The sequence below is a fragment of the Vibrio rotiferianus CAIM 577 = LMG 21460 genome, from assembly GCF_002741985.1.
In the GTDB taxonomy this organism is placed as follows: domain Bacteria; phylum Pseudomonadota; class Gammaproteobacteria; order Enterobacterales; family Vibrionaceae; genus Vibrio; species Vibrio rotiferianus.
In genome coordinates, this window is sequence record NZ_APHW01000103.1 from 88,556 (window position 1) to 107,469 (window position 18,914).

An 18,914-nucleotide genomic window follows, 5' to 3' on the forward strand; every position below is an offset into this window, starting at 1 on the left:
ACTAAGGACGCTCACCTGCTGCTAGGCGACGTTCGATATCTGCAACCACTTCTGGGAAGTCAGCAATGGTGTCGATGAGGTAGTGCGGCGAGCTCTTGAGCAATTTTGCACGCGCTTTTTCACGAGCGGCATTAAGCGTTGCTTCGTCCGCAGCTTGGTATTCTTCAAACGTTAGACCTGCTTCGTTACCAGAAAGCAGCAAGCCAACGGTCCACATACCGGCGTTGTGACCTTCATCGATGCCCGGTGCTGCGTCATCCACTTTGATACACGCATTAACGTCGGTTACATTCAGCTCAATCACGTTTTTCAGTGCCATAAATGGTGCTGGGCGACCACCTTGAGGCAGGTCATCTGTTGCTACTACGTAATCCGGTTTGTAGCCGTAATCCGCCGCCACTGGAATCAATACGTCCATCACTTCGCGAGGGTAACCAGAACAAGAACCGATCTTGATGCCTTTGTCTTTCAGGCCGTTCACAACTTCAATCGCATTGAGGATTGGCTCTGCGTGGTCAGCCACTTTTGCTTTTTGCAGAGGCATAAATGCTGCGTAGATAGCGTCGATGTCTTCACTGGTCATTGAGCGACCAAACTTCTCATTCCAACGCTTATCAACTGCAGGGATGCGACCCACAGCTTGGATGTGATCCCACTTACCAAGCCCCATTGGTTCACGCGCTTCTTCAAGGTCGATGTCGAAATCAAAGCCTTGTTTGAATGCTTCCACAAAGATGCTAGTTGGCGCAAAAGAGCCGAAATCGACGATAGTGCCAGCCCAGTCAAAGATCACTGCTTGAATTGGTGAGTTGCTCATGTTCAATCCTTTTTCTTGCTTGCCAGAGCGCTTGACTACACATTGGAACTGCGCTCTGGATAATTGGTTTTGTTGAGGTCTATTGACTCTAGGTTTTGTTGACCTTTTGCGGTTAAATTTTGTTCGAGATAAAAGCGTTTTAATCGCGGCGAGAGGTTTGTAGCCTAGTCATTCTAAGCACAACACCTCGCAACAAAGAGTAAAACGCTTTTAGCCGAACCCTTCGGGCAGCGTTTGTGGTTCCTTTCTTCTGCGTTATCGGCTTATCAGGTAGAACAGCTACAACTCAAAGCCTCTGCCTTGCATAAAGAACCCACAAACTGCTGCAAAAATCAGCTCAAAAGGTCAACAAAACCTAAATGTAGTTAAAGTCTTTACACACTTTAGCGATGGCTTCTTCGAAGATCGCCAACGCTTCTGTTAGTTGTTCGCGAGTGATGATCAGCGGTGGGCTGAGTTGAATCACATTGCCTTGCGATACCTTGAAGCTCACGCCATTGTTGAGGCATTGGTACAACACAGCTTCCGCTTCGTCATACGCGCGTGCTTTGCTTTCGTGGTCAGTGACCAACTCAATGCCCCATAACATGCCGATGCCACGTACATCGCCAATCACAGGGTACTTGGCTTTCATCTCTAGCAGCTTTTCACGCATAAACTGGCTGTCGGCTTTGGCTTTATCTAGCAAGCCGTCTTGCTCAATGGCTTCCATGGTTGCCAGTGCTGCAGCACAACCGATAGGGCTTTTCTCATGAGTGTAGTGACCCATGGAGATTTGCTCGGCGGTGTTGTATTTGTCTTTGGTTACCATGGCTGCGATAGGCACTAAGCCTCCGCCCAAACCTTTACCGATGCAGAGCATATCTGGCTCAATGTCGTAGGCTTGGTAGGTAAACCATTCACCGCTGCGACCCATGCCGTTAGGGATGTCGTCAATGATCAGCATGACATTGTGTTTGTCACAGATTTCTCGAATGCGTTTCCAGTAGGCTTTGCTCGGCACTTGTACGTCGGTATTACGAACTGCTTCTGCGATAAACGCGCCCACGCCGCCTTCTTTCTCAATCACGTATTCAAGGTAGTCGGCGTAATGCACGTCGCTGCCGTCTGCAACTGGAAAAGCGCCTCGGTAAGACACTGCTGGTGGAATGCGTTCAACACCTGCCATTAATGGTCCCATGCCTTGGCGGAAACACGCTTCGCCACCCACTGAGATGGCATCCAACGATGCGCCGTGGAAGGAGTCCCACAACGACACCACCTTGTAGTTGCCCGTGATGTGGCGGGCTAGTTTAAGCGCCATGCCAACCGCAGATGTGCCACCTGGAGCAAACAACACGCGATTCAACTCGCCGCCACAGATTTGGGTGAGTTTTTCGGCACATTCAACCGCGGTTTCATTGGTAAAACGACGTGGTGAAAACGGCAGTTTGGCAATTTGCTCTTGCACGCGTTTAATCACATGCGGATGACCGTAGCCCAGCTGGTGGACGTTATTGCCATGGAAGTCCATGTACTTTTTGCCCGTGGCATCTTGGATGTAGATGCCTTCTGCTGCTTCCAAGGTATCTAAGCAAGGCGTCGACATGGCTTGATGAAGAAAGACTTCCGAATCACGCTTCAATAATGCTTGCGTGCGTTCGTCGTCCATCGATGCATTCCAAGCTTGGCGCGTTGGCGTCGTGTTGACATCACCTTCGCTGCGGAAATGGGTCGGTTTGATATTCTGAGTCATAACGCTCTCTCAATCAGAAGGCTGCTTTATGCAACTTGCCAGTACATTGCTTTTTCAATTGCACCGATTAAGCGCTCGATATCTGCTGGGTAAACTTCGCCAATGTTGCCGATACGGAAGCAATCTGCGTTCGATACCTTACCCGGATAAATCACAAAACCTTGCTCTTTCAAACGTGTGTAGAACGCTTTGAATTGGTAATCACTGTGCGTCGGAGAGTAGAAAGAAGTGATGATTGGCGAGTGAAGATCATCACTCAGTAGTGGCTCAAACCCCAAAGAGCGCATACCTGCAACCAGTGTTTTCTGGTTAGTTTGGTAACGGTTATGACGAGCCTCAATGCCGCCTTCTTGTTCCAGCTCTAACAATGCTTGATAGAAAGCGCGAACCGTGTGCGTTGGAGACGTAAAACGCCATTTGCCGTGATTCACTTCCATGCAGTGCCACTGGTCGTAAAGATCAAGGCTCAAAGAGCGAGCCTGACCTTGGCACTTTTCGAGCTCAGTTTGTTTCGCAATCACAAAGCCAAAACCCGGTACGCCTTGGATACATTTGTTCGCTGAGCTGATCATAAAATCGATGCCTAGCTCAGCTATATCGATAGGAATACCACCAAAGCTCGACATGGCATCGAGAATCACCACTTTACCGTGTGCTTTTGCCGCAGAAGCAAATGCCTCAATTGGGTTAAGCATGCCAGTGGTTGTCTCACAGTGAACAATCGCCACGTGTGTGATCGTAGGATCCGATGCCAATGCAGTTTCCACCTCGTTCAAGTGTGGCTGTGATGTTTCGCCTGGGGAAACTACATGGCATGGAATATTTAGATAATCAGCGATCTGAGCGATACGCGCACCGTAAGCACCGTTGTCGACAACCAACAATTTTCCATCTTTGCCAATGGCACTGCCAATCGTTGCTTCTACTGATGCGGTGCCGCTACCTTGCATTAGTACGCTGGTGTAGCCGTCTTGCTCCGTCGCCAGTTTTACAAGCTTAGTGCGGATCACTTCTACGATGTCTTTGTTGTATTCATCATCCCAAGTACACCAGTCTTTTAGCATGGCTTCACGTACTGTTTCAGAAGTAGATAGAGGACCTGGAGTCAGTAGTAGGTATTCGTTTTTCATCTCGATTTCCATCAGAATAGGCTAATTGGTCTACACCAAATTTCGAGTTCACTCTAGCGAGGAAGAAAAGGGCAGTAAATAGGCGAATATCCAATTTCATAAAACTTTAATATCCAGAAAATGGCGGATCAATTGAACGATTATTCATCGCAAATTTTCGTAAAACTGCCATTTAATGGTCATGATTTCGTCACAAAGGCTCAGTAGGGTGTATATCGTCAACTGGTACAGACCAAATGAAAACTTAGCCAAATTAACTGGAGAAAATGATGAAAAACCGTTTGATGAAAGGATCGCTGGCTGCACTTGTCTCTCTGCTAGCTACGAATGCAATAGCAGCACAGGAAGTCACGGTTTACACCGCTTTCGAAACTGACATTCTTGCGAAATACAAGTCTGCGTTTGAGAAAGATAACCCAGATATAAAGATTAAGTGGGTTCGCGATTCAACCGGTATCATGACGGCGAAATTGCTGGCAGAAAAGAACAACCCTCAAGCGGAAGTGGTTTGGGGTCTTGCTGGCTCGTCAATGGCACTGCTTAAAGATGAAGGTCTTCTTAAGCCTTACACACCAAAAGGTTTGGAAGAGCTGCACGCGAATCTAAACGACCCTCAATCGAACCAAGCCTGGTTTGGTAACGATGCGTTCTTTAACGCAGTTTGTTTCAACGAAGCGGTAGCGAAACAACTTAACCTGCCTAAGCCAACGTCTTGGGAAGACCTAACGAAGCCGGTTTACAAAGGTCACATTGCAATGCCGAACCCAGCGTCTTCAGGCACTGGCTACATGCAGGTTTCTGCTTGGCTACAAAACATGGGCGAAGATCAGGCATGGAACTACATGCGTGACTTGGATAAGAACATTGCACACTACACGCACTCGGGTTCTAAGCCATGTGTTCAAGCGGGCATGGGTGAAGTGGCTATCGGTATTTCTATGGCAAGCCGCGGCGCGAAGCTGAAAACACAAGGCGCACCACTAGCGGTTATCACACCAAAAGGCATCGGCTGGGAATCAGAAGCGGTTGGTCTAGTAAAAGAGTCTGATGCAGCGAAGCGCGTTGTGGACTGGTCAATCTCTAAAGCAGCAAACGAGCTTTACGTAGAAATGTACCCAGTGGTTGCACATAAAGAAGTGAAAGCGACCGTGTCTAACTTCCCGAACGTTCAAGAGAACATGGCGAAGATGGACTTCGCGCAAATGGGCAGCAAGCGTGCAGAAATTCTAGCAGCATGGTCTGAGAAGTTCGACGCGAAATCAGAACCAAAGTCTTAATAGAATTTGCTTTGAGTTGAATGCTGAAATCCACCTCGGTTGAGGTGGATTTTTTGTTTTTAGAAGAGGCGAAAGTCAAAAGCTTAAAAGCAGCAACCCCACCTAACCTCCCCTTAGCTTTAACTTCTGGGAACTACAACAGTCATTTTGGTAAAGGGGAGGAACTGGCTCTGCATTCGCGGATAATTTAATTCACAATGCAACACCCAACGCGCTTCAAGTAGATTCTGAATACTCGCCTAGGCTCCTTCAGAATGACGTTGGGAAAGCACGGAGCCCACCGCAGCAAAGAACAGCTCTCCCCCTTGATAATGACATTCAAATGCTTGGCACACCATGCTGAGAAAAGGGGGAGTTGGAGGGGGTTGTAAGCACCTAACCTAACGTTAAACAACCAACCCCACCTAACCTCCCCTTGGCTTTAACTTCGCGGGACTACAATAGTCATGCTGGTAAAGGGGAGGGACTGGTTCTGCGTTCACAGATAGTTTAATTCACAATGCAACATCTAACGCGCTTCGAGTCGATTCTAAATACTCGCCTAGGCTCTTTCAGAATGACGTTGGGAAAGCACAGAGCTCACCGCGGCAAAGAAAACTCTCCCCCTTGATAACCAAATTCAAATGCTTGGCAAACCATGCCGAGAAAGGGGGAGTTGGAGGGGGTTGGAAGCACCTAACTCAACGTTAAACCATCAACCCCACCTAACCTCCCCTTGGCTTTAACTTCGCGGGACTACAACAGTCATGCTGGTAAAGGGGAGGGACTGGTTCTGCATTCGCGGATAGTTTAATTCACAATGCAACATCTAACGCGCTTCAAGTAGATTCTGAATACTCGCCTAGGCACATTCAGAATGACGTCGGGAAAGCACCGAACGCACTGCAGCAAAGAAAACTCTCCCTCTTGATAACGACATTCAAATGCTTGGCAAAGCATGTCGAGAAAAGGGGGAGTTGGAGGGGTTGTAGGCACCGAACCTAGCATTAAACCACCAACCCCACCTAACCTCCCTTTGGCTTCAACTTCGGGAGACTATAATAGTCGTGCTGGTAAAGGGGAGGGACTGGTTCTGCATTCGCGGATAGTTTAATTCACAATGCAACATCCAACGCGCTTCAAGTAGATTCTGAATACTCGCCTAGGCTCCTTCAGAATGACGTCGGGAAAGCACAGAGCTCACCGCAGCAAAGAACAGCTCCCCCCCCTTGATAACCGCATTCAAATGCTTAGCAAACCATGCCGAGAGAAGGGGGAGTTGGAGGGGGTTGCAAGCGTAGAAGCAAACCTCACCGCCCTTCATCTATTTGTCATCTTCTGGCTATAAATTTGTCATTGGAACGTAACACTCCAAAACTAGAGTTGGTATATACCATTTGGAGCATGTGTTATGTCAACTAACCAACATTACCTAAATATTGAAAATGTAGTGAAGCAATTCGGACAGTTCACTGCATTAAAGAAAATCTCGCTAGCGATTGAAAAGGGCGAGTTCGTTTGTTTTCTTGGTCCATCTGGCTGCGGTAAAACCACTCTGCTACGTGCCATTGCAGGTTTAGACTTGCCAACGTCTGGTGCGATTTTTCAAAACGGTCAAGAGACCACATTCTTACCACCAGAGAAGCGCGATTTCGGCATCGTATTCCAATCTTACGCACTGTTTCCGAACCTAACTGTGCAAGAGAACATTGCGGTGGGTTTGAAGAACCAAGGTATGTCGACCAAAGAAGCGCTAGAGAAAGTAGATCATTGGTTAGAAACCATTGGTCTTCCAACCTCTGGCGAGAAATTCCCTAACCAACTTTCTGGTGGTCAACAGCAGCGTGTGGCACTCGCTCGCGCATTAGCGTTGTCTCCAGGTCTACTGTTATTGGATGAGCCGCTGTCAGCGCTGGATGCAAAAGTACGTGTTCACTTACGTGACGAGATTTGTAAGCTGCAACGTAAGCTTGGCATCACCACCATCATGGTTACGCACGATCAGGACGAAGCGCTGTCGATGGCGGATCGTATCGTGGTAATGAACCATGGCGTGATTGAGCAAGTCGGCACACCTCAAGAGATCTACCAGCAACCAGCAACGCGCTTTGTCGCTGAGTTTGTCGGCAGCATGAACTTTATTGAAACCTCAGTCGCAACGGACTCCCAAGTACGAATTGCAGAAACCCTGATGCCAGCGCCAAGCTTGACCAATCGAAAGCTCCAACGTGGTGACCGCTTCGACCTTGCGGTGCGTCCTGAAAGCATCAAGTTCGTTGAAAACTACACCAACTCTTTACCAGTGCGAGTGACGGCTACCGAGTTTTTGGGGGCGTTTTTCCGCATTGATTGCGTATTGCAAAACGACAGCTCAACGAAAACCATCGTCGTGGATGTGCCCGTGGAAACGGTTCAAAAACTAAATATCAAGGCGGGCGATGTACGTTACATCCAGTTTGCTGAAGAAGGGCTGCATGGTTACGCCGTGCCCTCGGTTGATAAAGCGCTAGCAGCGTAGGTGTAAACATGGATGCGAAGACAATGACGATGAATAGCCTGACCACACAAGACAAAGCAAAATCCTTACTCGGACGTGTTAGCCGCGACAACCTTGTGTTGTTTGGTTTGCTCGCTGGCTTGTCGACCATGATGGTGCTTTTCATCTTAATGCCGCTTTGGGCAATGTTGACCAAGAGTGTGCAAAATGCCAATGGCGAATTTGTCGGTCTGGCAAACTTTGCGACGTACTTTTCTTCTTCAAGCTTGTGGGTGTCGGTAGGCAACACCTTCACTTTGGGCGTGATAGTGACCTCGGTAGTCGGTGTGCTTGCGTTTGGTTATGCCTACGCGCTAACTCGTTCATGTATGCCGTTTAAAGGTTTGTTTCAAATCCTAGGCACTGCGCCGATCCTTGCGCCTTCGTTGTTGCCGGCGATCAGTTTGATCTTCCTTTTTGGTAATCAAGGCATTGCAAAAGAGATGCTGTTAGGAAACTCGGTTTACGGTGTGATTGGTATCTCGATAGGTTTGATCTTCTGGACCTTTCCTCATGCATTGATGATTTTGACCACTTCGCTGCGTACTTCAGATGCCCGTTTGTATGAAGCTGCTCGCGCACTGAAAACTTCACCCATCAAAACCTTCTTTATGGTGACGTTACCTGCGGCGAAATACGGTTTGATCAGCACGCTCATTGTCGTCTTTACGCTGGTTATTACGGACTTTGGTGTGCCGAAAGTGATTGGTGGAAGCTACAACGTTCTGGCAACTGACATCTTCAAGCAAGTTGTGGGACAACAAAACTTTGCCATGGGTGCGGTGACCAGCATTATGTTGTTATTTCCTGCGGTAATGGCGTTCGGCGCAGACCGTTGGGTACAGAAAAAACAGAAGAGCTTATTCGACACACGTTCAGTGCCTTATCAGCCAGAACCTAGCAAAGTGCGCGACAGCATTTGTTTGGTTTACTGCAGCATCATTTCTATTGCAGTGTTGGCAGTGCTTGGCATGGCGGTGTATGGCTCGTTAGTGACGTTCTGGCCTTGGAACAAAGCGTTGACGCTAAACAATTACAACTTTGCCGAAATGAGCACTTACGGTTGGAGCCCATTCTTCAACTCGCTAACGCTGGCAGGTTGGACGGCAGTGATCGGTACTGCCATCATCTTTGTCGGTGCGTACTGCATTGAGAAAGGGCGTGCGTTTGGTCCAATTCGTCAGGTGATGCAAATGCTCAGCGTGGTGCCAATGGCGGTTCCTGGTATGGTGCTTGGCTTGGGTTACATCTTTTACTTCAATGATGCGAACAATCCTCTGAACGTGCTTTATGGTACCATGGCATTCTTGGTTATTAACACGGTAGTGCATTATTACACGGTGGGTCACATGACAGCCCTGACAGCGCTAAAGCAGTTGCCATCAGAGATTGAAGCCACGGCGGCGTCGGTGAAGCTTCCTCAATACAAGTTGTTCTTTAAAGTGACATTACCTGTGTGTTTACCTGCGATTTTGGACATTGCGACTTACTTGTTTGTTAATGCATTGACCACCACTTCTGCGGTAGTATTCCTTTACTCAACCGATACGATTCCGGCTTCGGTCTCGATTCTGAATATGGATGATGCAGGTCAAACTGGCGCTGCAGCGGCAATGGCTGTGATGATCATGATTGCTGCCGCAATTGCGAAGATTGTTCAGATGACTTTGGGTAAATTGTTAGAGAATCGCACACAAGCTTGGCACAAAAGATAAGGACACTTCGTGCAATACGTAAAAATCAAAGATTCGATTGTTGAACAGATTGAAGCGGGCATGCTATCGCCGCGTCAAAAACTGCCAGCAGAGCGTAAGTTGGCGGAGTCGTTCGATACTACACGCGTCACTCTGCGTGAAGCTTTATCACTGCTAGAAGCGGAAGGTCGAATCTATCGCGAAGATCGCCGAGGTTGGTTTATCTCACCCGAGCCATTGCGTTATGACCCAACTCAAACGCTGAACTTCCCGAACATGGCGAAAGCGCAAAATCGTGTGCCAAAAACGGAGTTGGTCGCAGCAAAAGGGACGTTGGCAAACAAACAAGCCGCGCGCTTGCTGGACTTGCAACCGTTTTCGGATGTGTATCGAGTTGACCGTGTGCGATACCTTGAAGATAGGCCAGTGGTATTCGTAACAAACTACATTCGCCCAGAGCTGTTTCCGAATCTGCTGGACTATGATTTGTCAAATTCACTGACGGACATTTACCGCGATCATTATGGCGTGACGTATCAAAAGATTCGCTACCGCATTTCAACCAGCACTTTGTTGGGTGAAATGGCTCAGGCATTGCGTGCGACAGCCGGTACGCCTGCGATGGTAGTGGAGCGCATCAACTACAACCAACACGGTGAGTTGATTGATTGCGATATCGAGTATTGGCGACACGATGCCATCAGCATTGAATCTCTGGCGGAACTCAATCGTTAAGTGGATTTTCCCATCATCTAAGGCTCCATCTCGGGGCCTTTATTTTATTCAGACAGGAACATTGAAATGGATTTGTTGGCGATTGGTCTCGTCGTTTTTTCTGCTGTTCTCCATGCGGGCTGGAATATCCTTGGTAAAAGCAATTCAGGCTCTGGGCTCGCGTTTATCATGGCCGCCAGCTTTTCTGCATGTTTCATTCTTACCCCTTATTTGATTTGGTATTTGGCAACCATTGGCTGGACATCATTACCGAGTGAATTTTGGGGATTGCTGTTCATTAGTGGCATTTCACAAATGGTTTATCTGGTCGGTTTGATTGTCGCTTATAAGCACGCAGACGTGGGGGTGGTTTATCCGATTGCTCGGGCGCTACCTGTGATGATGGTCGGCGCAATCAGTGTGGCATTGGGGCATGAGTTATCTAGTCAGCAGTGGCTTGGATTCTTGCTGATTACCCTTGGTTGTATGCTGGTACCACTGACGAATTTTCGTCAGGTGACACTGGGCTCTTATTTGAACGTTGGTGTGTTCTGGGCATTGATTGCCGCAATAGGCACAACGGGTTACTCCGTGGTCGACAAAGAAGCGCTGAGTTTACTCACTGGGCAAGCGTCAGAGATCTTGAATGATCAGTACAGTGCAATCTTCTATTTAGGTGTGCAGTTTTGGGCGATAGGTATTCCTGCTTTTGTGTGGTGCTTAGTTACGGGTAAGCCAGATGAGATTAAGACCGCGTGGCAGATCCGTAAAACTGCTAGCATGGCAGGGGTAATGATGGCATCAACGTACGGCTTGGTGCTGTTTGCGATGACCATGACGGACAACGTGAGTTTGGTGGTGGCACTAAGGCAAATCAGCATTGTGTTTGGATTGTTTATGGGGATTTGGTTTCTGTCTGAGAAATGGTATCTCACCCGAGGGCTTGGCGTTACTTCGATCGTGGCGGGGATTTTTGGGGCATTAATATACTAAGATTAGGTAACTATAAGTAAGTAAAAGACTAGTAGCGTAACTATGTAGCCACATGCTCTTTGGTGATATTTAGTATTTCGAACTTTTTCCCTATTTTGAAATTAAAATATAATCTCATCGGTCTCTATATGTACCCTACATTAATCGAGTATTTGGAACTCGATATTTAAAAGGTAAGTAAGGAGCACATTATGAAACGTTTAATCACTCTAGCAAGTCTTATCGCATTAACCGCTACTCCAATCGCTGCTATTGCTGGTGGTTACCAATGGACTAATAACAGCAGAACCATTCATGGTAATGTTGTAGACAGTAAACAAGCCGCTTACGACATGGGCTTTGAAATGATTAAGAACTATCAAAGCAAGTCGTCAGCGCAGCTAAGAGACGAGTTCAAAAGCTCATTTGATATCGTAGACCGCCAGTCTTTCTCTATTACTAATGCGAAAGTAACAGTAGATGAATTCTTGCAAGATAACGGTCAAATCGCATACCAACCAATATTGAATGTGAAATACGAATACCGCATGCGTGAACCTGGTAATCGTTAGTTAATTTATTCGCTAGCATTTATAACTCTATTGCCTGTTTAATCCTTGTTGTATATTCGTTCTATTATTTTTGGGGAGCATTTGCTCCCCTTTTTTATTATTAAATATATATTTCTGATGAATGTGTTTCTTAAATATAATATCTCATAAATATTTTCTAACGCTCAGCGTAAGTTTTTCTAGCTCGTTGAATATTCGGTAGGTTTGTAAAGTGGTGACAAAGCACGGTTGTGTGCGTCACTTTTACAAAGGATATCGAATGACTCACCCTTCATATTGGTTTAAGCAAGCGCTTGAAATTGAGCAGCCAGAAACCGCTAAACCACTTCAACAAAATATCCAAGCAGATGTCGCTATTGTCGGCGGTGGCTACACAGGTCTTTGGACTGCGATCATGATTAAGCAGCAATCACCGGAAAAACAGGTAGTTGTGATTGAAAAAGGTTTGTGCGGCAGCGGTGCATCGGGCGCAAACGGCGGTTGTATGTTGACTTGGTCGACAAAGTTTCCGACCTTGAAACGCTTATTCGGCGAAGAGCACGCCGCTTGGTTGGTAAAAGAGTCGGAACAAGCAGTGCTAGAGATTGACGACTTTTGTCAGCAGCACAACATCGATGCGCAATTATCATTGAAAGGGGTTTATTACACTGCAACCAACCACGCTCAAACTGGGGGAATGCAGCCAGTTGTGGACGAGTTAAAGCGTTTGGAAGTGAACAGTTGGCGTCATTGCCAAACTGAGGAGTTGCGTGCCAATGCAGGCTCGCCGCGCAATATAGAAGGCTTTCACTCTCCAGTTGCAGCCAGCGTTCAACCTGCTTTATTGGCGAGAGGGTTAAGACGCGTCGCAATAGAGTTGGGTGTTGAGATCTATGAGAACACACCGATGACGCGTTTAGATTATGGAAAACCTGCCACTGTTTGTACACCTAAAGGAAATGTTCAAGCGCAACAGGTGGTACTGGCCTTGAACGCATGGATGGTGGAGCAGTTTAAGCAATTCAAAAGCAGTATTGTGGTGGTCTCTTCCGACATGGTGATCACCAAACCGCTTGGTGACGCGCTATCTCAATCTGGTTGGCAGGCCGGTTCTAGCGTGTTGGATTCACGTATCTTCGTCCACTATTACCGAGATACGCCAGATGGCCGTTTGATGTTGGGGAAAGGCGGCAATCAGTTCTCTTTCAACAACCAAGTCAATGCAATGTTCAACAAGCCGACACGCTATCAAGAGCTACTGCGTAAATCGTTCGATAAGTTGTTCCCGCGTTTGAAAGGGGCTGAGTTCGCTTATTCATGGACGGGCGGTTCAGATCGCTCCGCAACTGGTTTTCCATTCTTCGGTGAGTTAGATAACCAAAGCAATATCTTTTATGGCTTTGGTTATTCGGGTAATGGGGTAGCGCAGACTCGAATGGGCGGAAAGATCTTATCTTCATTGGTATTGGGAATCGAGAATGAATGGACGAAAAGCGGTTTAGCCAAAGGGCCGTTGGGGCATTTCCCGCCAGAGCCATTTAGATGGACGGGAGCGATTATGGTACGCAACGCGGTACGTCGAAAAGAGGAAGCAGAAGATAACGAGCAGACGCCATTCATCTGGGATAAGTGGCTAGCAAAACTCGCGGGACCAGCAGGCAAAGCGGATAAGCTCGACTAAACTGAATATTTTGATCGCAAACGGATGGGGAAGAAGTGAAAGTGTTAGAGGCACCTCTTCCCTTTGTGTTAGCCTCAGTCTTTCAAGCTCAGATGCAAAAGGTGAGTAATAAAATGAAAGTATTCAGCAACTTTGACAGCGGCAGCATTCACGTAGTGAAAGCGGACGACAAAAACGACATCCAACTCAAAATTCCTAACGACAACATGTCGGAATTCTGCCAGTGGTTCCACTTCCGTCTAGAGACAGAAGCCGAGCAATCACACACCATCAAACTTCTTGAACTTGCGAAATCGGCTTACCCAGAAGGTTGGCAAGGTTACGACGTGGTTGCGTCTTACGATCGTGAAGAGTGGTTCCGAGTACCTGCAGAGTTCGATGGCGACACGCTGACTTTCACTGTTATCCCTGAGCGCAGCTCAATTTACTTCGCGTACTTTGCACCTTACACGTACGACCGTCATCTAGACCTGTTACACATGGCACAAAGCGCGCACCACTGCCAACTAGAGACGCTTGGTCATACGCTAGATGGCAATGACATGAGTTTGCTTACTTTCGGTGAGCCAGAAGAAGGCAAAAAGAAAATCTGGATGATTGCACGTCAGCACCCAGGTGAGACGATGGCGGAATGGTTCATGGAAGGTATGATCCAACGTCTGCTTGATGAGAACGATACGGTTGCGCGTGCATTGCTTGAAAAAGCAGTACTTTACGTAGTACCAAACATGAACCCAGACGGCGGTGTGCGTGGTCACCTACGTACTAACGCGGTTGGCATAAACCTAAACCGTGAATGGCAAACGCCATCAATGGAAAAGAGTCCTGAAGTCTTCTTGGTTCGTGAGCGCATGCTAGAAACTGGCGTGGATATGTTCCTAGATATTCATGGTGATGAAGCTATCCCTTACAACTTTGTGGCGGGCTCTGAAGGTATTCCTTCTTATAACGAAGGCATGGCTGAGTTGGAAAACGCGTTCAAACAAGCACTTCTGACGATTACACCAGAGTTCCAAAACGAGATCGGTTACGACAAAGATGAACCGGGTAAAGCGAACCTAACCGTTGGCTCTAACTGGGTGGCAGAGCAATTTAAGTGTTTGTCTTACACGATTGAGATGCCATTCAAAGACAATAACAACCATCCAGACCCTCTATACGGTTGGTCTCCTGAGCGTAGTGTCTTGTTTGGACAGGATGTTTTGGTTGCAACATTGGCGGTCTCTGACAAAATTTAACGCAATTCGTTCACAGCCCGTACTTTACGGGCTGTCTTTTCTGTCACTATTCTTTCCACGTTCTCTATTGACGAACTACTTTCTAAGCGCTTTAAACAAAAAAGCTGCAATTTCTGATGGTTATGTGAGTTTTGATAAGTAGGATTTATCGTGTCGATAAAAAATCTAATTTAATTTAGCGATGCTTATTCTGTTAAAGTCCATTACGAGATTCTCGTCACAAAAATTATAACTTCTCATAGGGATAACAGCCTTGGTATAAGGTTGAAAGTAGGCACAGCCAGTTAAATTAGTTTTAAGTTTGCTATGTCAATACAAGATAGAATCCGGATGATTTTCTCGCGGTATCTTGTACCTACAGAGGTTTGCTCATCGTTATCTATCACCCCAATCGTTCAGGTTTAAACGCTTGAGATAAGACGTGGCAGATAGGTGTATCAAAATTCCAACCAGCGCTCCTAATGGAAATATACCAGTTAGAGCGTCGTGCGATGATGCGTTAATAGAGGTTGTTGGCGTAGTTTTAATTACTAAAAACAGTGCAGGTTCTGAATTTCTTGATGGCAGCGTATGCTGCGGAAAGTAATCGGGTCACCTTCGCATAAAGGAAAAAATAATGAAAAAGATTGCTCTTGCAGTGGCTACCGTTCTTGCTGGTGGCGCAATGTCAAATGTTGCTCTTGCTGATACATACATCGGCGGTAAACTTGGTTACAACGCTCTAAACGACGCATGTCACCTAGACGCTCCATGCGATGACGACAGCTTCGCTGCTGGTATGCACATTGGTTACAACTTCAACGAATACGTTGCAGCTGAATACGGTGTTGATTACCTAGGTAACTTCACAGCTAACTTCAACAAAGCTGGCAAAAACACAGTTGACGGTGACCTATGGGCGCTAACTCTAGCTCCTAAGTTCAACCTTCCTCTAACTGATTCTTGGAACCTATTTGCTAAAGTAGGTGCAGCATACATGATGGCTGGCGACGAGAAAGATTTCGTACCAACTGGCTCTCTAGGTGCTGAATACCAAATCAACTACAACTGGAGCCTGCGCGCTGAGTACCAACGTTACCAAGATATGTCTGATGACATTATCAACGATATGGATGCAGACTTCTTCGGTATTGGCTTCAACTACAAGTTTGGTTCTGAGCCAGTTGCTCAAGAAGAAGTTGCTAAAGAAGTAGTTGAAACTCGTCCAGCGACTCGCATCGTTGAGAACGAATACCCAGCTCAAACAGCAACAGTACAATTCGGCCTAGAAAGCGCTGAACTACAAGACGCTTCTGCGTTCAACGGTACTGTAGAGCTAATGAACACTTACCCACAAGCTCAAGTTGAAATCTCTGGCTACAGTGATACAACGGGTTCTGAAGCTTACAACCAACAGCTAACTGAGAAGCGTGCACAAGCAGTTGCTGATCACTTCCAAGCTGAAGGTATCGCTGCAGACCGTATGACTGTTAAAGGTATGGGCGAAGCTAACCCAGTAGCTAGCAACGAAACTCGCGAAGGTCGTGAAGAGAACCGTCGTGTAGAAGTTGTTGTTCCTGCGTTCCAATACCAAACTGAAGAAGCTGCTCAATAATTCATTATTGAATCAGTAACTTTAAAAGCCAGCGTCTGACGCTGGCTTTTTTGTTTCCCCTTCATTTATCTGTCACAGCTCCGTCATAGTATTTTCTTACTTGTTCATCTGGAGCCTGATATGCAAAACCTACCGCCACTCAAATCTCTCAAAGCGTTTGAAGCAACCGCTCGATTGCAAAGCTTTACCAGGGCGGCAGAAGAGCTCAATGTCACCCGCGCGGCGGTCAGCCAGCAAGTTAAATCCCTCGAAGTGTACTTAGACGCCACCTTGTTTGAACGCAATGGTGCTCAGCTCAATCTCACTCAAGCTGCTCACGATTATTTACCTGTGGTAAGTCACGTCTTTCAGAGTCTTTCTGCTGCAACCCAACATCTTTTCTCTCGACAAAAGCAGGCGCAGTTGACGTTACACGTGGCACACAGCTTTTGCTCTCAATGGCTAATGCCACGACTGGCTGATTTCCATCGTCAACACCCTAAAGTGAGTTTTAAAGTCTCTACCACGGCGAACGCAATGCCGAGCTACAGTGATATCGCTGATATAGAGATCATCAATGGTTATGGCGATTGGCAGTCACAGCAAGCCATTCAACTGACACAAGAAAATTGGATTGTGGTGGCAAGCCCTGGCTTTTTACATCTTAATCCCATTTCTCACTTATCTGATCTTGCTCGTTTGCCTAAGTTGGCTGCGGGAGGCTACCAAGAAACATGGCAGTGTTGGTTAGCGCATCAAGGTGTTGAATGTAAAGGGGTGAAGCTCACAGGAGAGTTTGAGCACTCTCTGTTAGCGATTGAAGCTGCGGTGAATCAACTGGGCGTTTTGCTTGTAAGAGATTTATTGGTCGAGGACCATCTTCAGCAAGGCTCGTTGGTGCAAATCGGAGATTGGTCGATGCCAAGCCGAGGTGCACATCACATGATTGTTCGCCGTGAAGAAAGACCGCATGTGAAAGCATTTATTGAATGGTTAAGGCAAAGTCTACACGCACAATCTTAGGGCTCAATCACAATACAAGCAATGATTGCTGACAATCTAACAATCTGAAACATTTTCAAACTCTTATATTAAAATTTGAGTGCTAATATGATGGGAGTACGTTTCATGTCGTCATCACTCACAGAGCGCACGCTCTGAGCATCAAGGAGCTGTAATGGAAGCGTTAGAAGGTGGCAGAGAGAATGCCATTTATCGTAAGGGAGAGCTCGTTAGCCGACCAGCCAGTCATTGGACGATGACGGTTCATCAATTACTTCAACATCTCCACAGCCACGGCTTTGCTGCTTGCCCAAAAGCAGTCTCCATCGAGGGAGGAAAAGAGCTGCTGACTTTCGTTGAAGGCGAGACTTACAATTACCCGTTAGAAGAGCCAATTAGCTCGTTAATGGCGCTGAAATCCGCAGCTAAACTACTGCGTCGTTTTCATGATGCCTCTGAAAGTTTCCTTAAGCTTAATACACAAGATGTCCATCACTGGATGCTGCCTTCACGCTCTCCAAAAGAGGTGATTTGCCATGGTGATTTTATGCCTTATAACGTCGCGTTAGAGGGCGATGTTGTGGTGGGAGTATTCGATTTTGATACGGCTCATCCAGCTCCTCGCATCTGGGATATTGCGATGTCTGTTTATGGCTGGGCACCATTTAAGACCGATGAAAATGACAAAATGGGTACGCTTGAGGAGCAAATTCGCAGAGCCAAGATCTTCTGTGATGCTTATGGCTGTACTCGATTAGAGCGTGAAGAGTTGGTCGAGGTAATGACGTTACGTTTGACGGCGTTGGTAGACCACATGCGGTCAATGGCTGCGAAGGGCGATGCTCAGTTCCAAGCCAATATGGAAGACTGTCACCACAACGCTTACTTGCAAGATATTGAATACATTAATAAGCATCACCAAGCCATTACGCTCGGGGTACTCGGCGAAATCAAATTTTAATCTGGCTTTGAATGCTGCTTAATGATGGATTGAATCACGTCAAACAACCATTGGTTTTGTGGGTCATGCTGCTGAGAACGTCGGCAGCTCATCACAAAGCTCACGCCAAGTTCCAGCCCGTTTGGTAGCCCGATACTGCGACATGATTCCGGAACGTTACCACTCATGGTAATACCGAAATGGTCGGTGTTCATGATAATGCTGTGAATCATCGCGGGGTGCTCAATCTCAACTTTGGGCTCAACGTGAAAACCGATGTTTCTCAATCGATCCAAAAGCGGGTATTTGTGATCGTTCCAGCCCGGTGTTTTGAACAGAACAAACGTGTAATCACTCAAAGATTGAAAATCTTGTGCTGGGTGATCTTCTTTCACAAAGAAGACTGCTTTCCCTCGACCAAGTTCTTTTTGAGCGATGGATTGAGGCAGATCCTCATCAAAGTAGTGAATAGCAATGGCATTCTCACCTTCAATGATGCGATTGCGCGCATCCGCCCCCCCACCTTAAAAAGGCATAGCTGGCGTGCGGTGCTTGCTTAAGTAGTTCGAGATAAAGCTTGTCACCAAAACGATCCCAAAACAGTGTATTGGCATAGATGGCAACTTCTCCCGCAAATGAATCTGGTGAGAACTGCTGTGGCTTAATGGCGTCTGCGCTGGCCAGGATCTGTTCAAAGTGAGGCATGTTGGCTTCAACAAACGAGGTCGGCTCAAAGCCATTTTTGGTTTGAATGAACAAAGGATCGTCCAGTTGCGCTTTCATCTTGGTTAAGTTCTTACTGATGGCACCTGAGGTTTTCCCCATCGATTCTGCCACTAAACGAACATTACGTAGCTCATACATGCGCTTTAATACCAAGACGTTTTGCATATCTAGATTCATTGTCATTCTTTTACTCCAGCCAACCTTGCCACGGCATCATAACTCCGCCTCTTATAAAAAAAGACAGGGGATGGTCAATTCTAAGTTTATGGCAGAAAAGCATTTTTTGACCGAGTATTTCCATTTGGTAAATTCGGGTTTTCCTCGTGCTACTTTGGAACTGTTGCTACAG

Annotated in this window: 14 protein-coding genes and 1 pseudogene; 11 read left to right on the top strand and 4 right to left on the bottom strand. The window is 46.8% G+C overall.

From position 1 onward, the window contains the following. Position 1: 1 nt before the first annotated feature. The 3 genes from phnX to phnW all read right to left on the bottom strand — a co-directional run bounded on the left by phnX (position 2) and on the right by phnW (position 3,682). Positions 2-817, bottom strand: coding sequence for a phosphonoacetaldehyde hydrolase (gene phnX / locus B853_RS18895; protein WP_025768032.1), 816 nt, complete (start codon positions 815-817; stop codon positions 2-4). A 355-nt stretch (positions 818-1,172) separates the two neighbouring features. After that, entirely contained in the window at positions 1,173-2,552 is a 1,380-nt protein-coding gene (locus B853_RS18905; RefSeq protein ID WP_038886587.1) for an aspartate aminotransferase family protein, read from the bottom strand. 26 nt (positions 2,553-2,578) lie between these two features. Next, positions 2,579-3,682 carry a 2-aminoethylphosphonate--pyruvate transaminase gene (gene phnW / locus B853_RS18910; RefSeq protein ID WP_033006696.1) on the bottom strand — a complete coding sequence of 368 codons (1,104 nt, stop codon included), beginning with the start codon at positions 3,680-3,682 and terminating at the stop codon, positions 2,579-2,581. Positions 3,683-3,948: 266 nt separating this feature from the next. Here phnW and B853_RS18915 point away from each other — a divergent pair, with 266 nt between their 5' ends. The 11 genes from B853_RS18915 to B853_RS18965 all read left to right on the top strand — a co-directional run bounded on the left by B853_RS18915 (position 3,949) and on the right by B853_RS18965 (position 17,860). Further along, entirely contained in the window at positions 3,949-4,959 is a 1,011-nt protein-coding gene (locus B853_RS18915; protein WP_128826973.1) for a putative 2-aminoethylphosphonate ABC transporter substrate-binding protein, read from the top strand. Positions 4,960-6,349: 1,390 nt separating this feature from the next. Next, on the top strand, positions 6,350-7,456 hold the full coding sequence (locus tag B853_RS18920; protein WP_038886590.1) for a putative 2-aminoethylphosphonate ABC transporter ATP-binding protein: 1,107 nt from the start codon (positions 6,350-6,352) through the stop codon (positions 7,454-7,456). Between the two features lie 8 nt (positions 7,457-7,464). After that, on the top strand, positions 7,465-9,189 hold the full coding sequence (locus B853_RS18925) for a putative 2-aminoethylphosphonate ABC transporter permease subunit (RefSeq protein ID WP_038886592.1): 1,725 nt from the start codon (positions 7,465-7,467) through the stop codon (positions 9,187-9,189). A gap of 9 nt (positions 9,190-9,198) precedes the next feature. Further along, positions 9,199-9,903 carry a phosphonate utilization transcriptional regulator PhnR gene (gene phnR / locus B853_RS18930; protein WP_005442366.1) on the top strand — a complete coding sequence of 235 codons (705 nt, stop codon included), beginning with the start codon at positions 9,199-9,201 and terminating at the stop codon, positions 9,901-9,903. A gap of 66 nt (positions 9,904-9,969) precedes the next feature. Next, a complete protein-coding gene (locus tag B853_RS18935; RefSeq protein ID WP_038886594.1) occupies positions 9,970-10,875 on the top strand; it encodes an EamA family transporter in 906 nt (301 codons plus the stop codon). A gap of 191 nt (positions 10,876-11,066) precedes the next feature. Next, on the top strand, positions 11,067-11,426 hold the full coding sequence (locus tag B853_RS18940; RefSeq protein ID WP_005442378.1) for a DUF3316 domain-containing protein: 360 nt from the start codon (positions 11,067-11,069) through the stop codon (positions 11,424-11,426). A gap of 259 nt (positions 11,427-11,685) precedes the next feature. After that, positions 11,686-13,086: an FAD-dependent oxidoreductase gene (locus tag B853_RS18945; protein ID WP_038883807.1), complete on the top strand. Its 1,401-nt coding sequence runs from the start codon at positions 11,686-11,688 to the stop codon at positions 13,084-13,086. 113 nt (positions 13,087-13,199) lie between these two features. Further along, a complete protein-coding gene (locus B853_RS18950) occupies positions 13,200-14,324 on the top strand; it encodes a M14 family metallopeptidase (protein WP_038883806.1) in 1,125 nt (374 codons plus the stop codon). A 616-nt stretch (positions 14,325-14,940) separates the two neighbouring features. Beyond that, positions 14,941-15,918 carry an outer membrane beta-barrel protein gene (locus B853_RS18955; protein ID WP_010450786.1) on the top strand — a complete coding sequence of 326 codons (978 nt, stop codon included), beginning with the start codon at positions 14,941-14,943 and terminating at the stop codon, positions 15,916-15,918. A gap of 120 nt (positions 15,919-16,038) precedes the next feature. Then, a complete protein-coding gene (locus B853_RS18960) occupies positions 16,039-16,920 on the top strand; it encodes a LysR substrate-binding domain-containing protein (protein ID WP_038883803.1) in 882 nt (293 codons plus the stop codon). A 154-nt stretch (positions 16,921-17,074) separates the two neighbouring features. Further along, entirely contained in the window at positions 17,075-17,860 is a 786-nt protein-coding gene (locus B853_RS18965; protein WP_038883801.1) for a phosphotransferase enzyme family protein, read from the top strand. On the opposite strand, the pseudogene B853_RS18970 reads toward B853_RS18965, so the two are convergent. Continuing rightward, positions 17,857-18,748 (bottom strand): annotated as a pseudogene (locus tag B853_RS18970) (LysR substrate-binding domain-containing protein). The gene B853_RS18965 and the pseudogene B853_RS18970 sit on opposite strands and share 4 nt — an antisense overlap. Positions 18,749-18,914 lie beyond the last annotated feature (166 nt).

Excerpts from the sequence above, each read along its gene's own strand:
- phnX (WP_025768032.1), bottom strand. The coding sequence starts at position 817 with ATGAGCAACTCACCAATTCAAGCAGTGATCTTTGACTGGGCTGGCACT.
- B853_RS18905 (WP_038886587.1), bottom strand. The coding sequence starts at position 2,552 with ATGACTCAGAATATCAAACCGACCCATTTCCGCAGCGAAGGTGATGTC.
- phnW (WP_033006696.1), bottom strand. The coding sequence starts at position 3,682 with ATGAAAAACGAATACCTACTACTGACTCCAGGTCCTCTATCTACTTCT.
- B853_RS18915 (WP_128826973.1), top strand. The coding sequence starts at position 3,949 with ATGATGAAAAACCGTTTGATGAAAGGATCGCTGGCTGCACTTGTCTCT.
- B853_RS18920 (WP_038886590.1), top strand. The coding sequence starts at position 6,350 with ATGTCAACTAACCAACATTACCTAAATATTGAAAATGTAGTGAAGCAA.
- B853_RS18925 (WP_038886592.1), top strand. The coding sequence starts at position 7,465 with ATGGATGCGAAGACAATGACGATGAATAGCCTGACCACACAAGACAAA.
- B853_RS18935 (WP_038886594.1), top strand. The coding sequence starts at position 9,970 with ATGGATTTGTTGGCGATTGGTCTCGTCGTTTTTTCTGCTGTTCTCCAT.
- B853_RS18940 (WP_005442378.1), top strand. The coding sequence starts at position 11,067 with ATGAAACGTTTAATCACTCTAGCAAGTCTTATCGCATTAACCGCTACT.
- B853_RS18945 (WP_038883807.1), top strand. The coding sequence starts at position 11,686 with ATGACTCACCCTTCATATTGGTTTAAGCAAGCGCTTGAAATTGAGCAG.
- B853_RS18950 (WP_038883806.1), top strand. The coding sequence starts at position 13,200 with ATGAAAGTATTCAGCAACTTTGACAGCGGCAGCATTCACGTAGTGAAA.
- B853_RS18955 (WP_010450786.1), top strand. The coding sequence starts at position 14,941 with ATGAAAAAGATTGCTCTTGCAGTGGCTACCGTTCTTGCTGGTGGCGCA.
- B853_RS18960 (WP_038883803.1), top strand. The coding sequence starts at position 16,039 with ATGCAAAACCTACCGCCACTCAAATCTCTCAAAGCGTTTGAAGCAACC.
- B853_RS18965 (WP_038883801.1), top strand. The coding sequence starts at position 17,075 with ATGGAAGCGTTAGAAGGTGGCAGAGAGAATGCCATTTATCGTAAGGGA.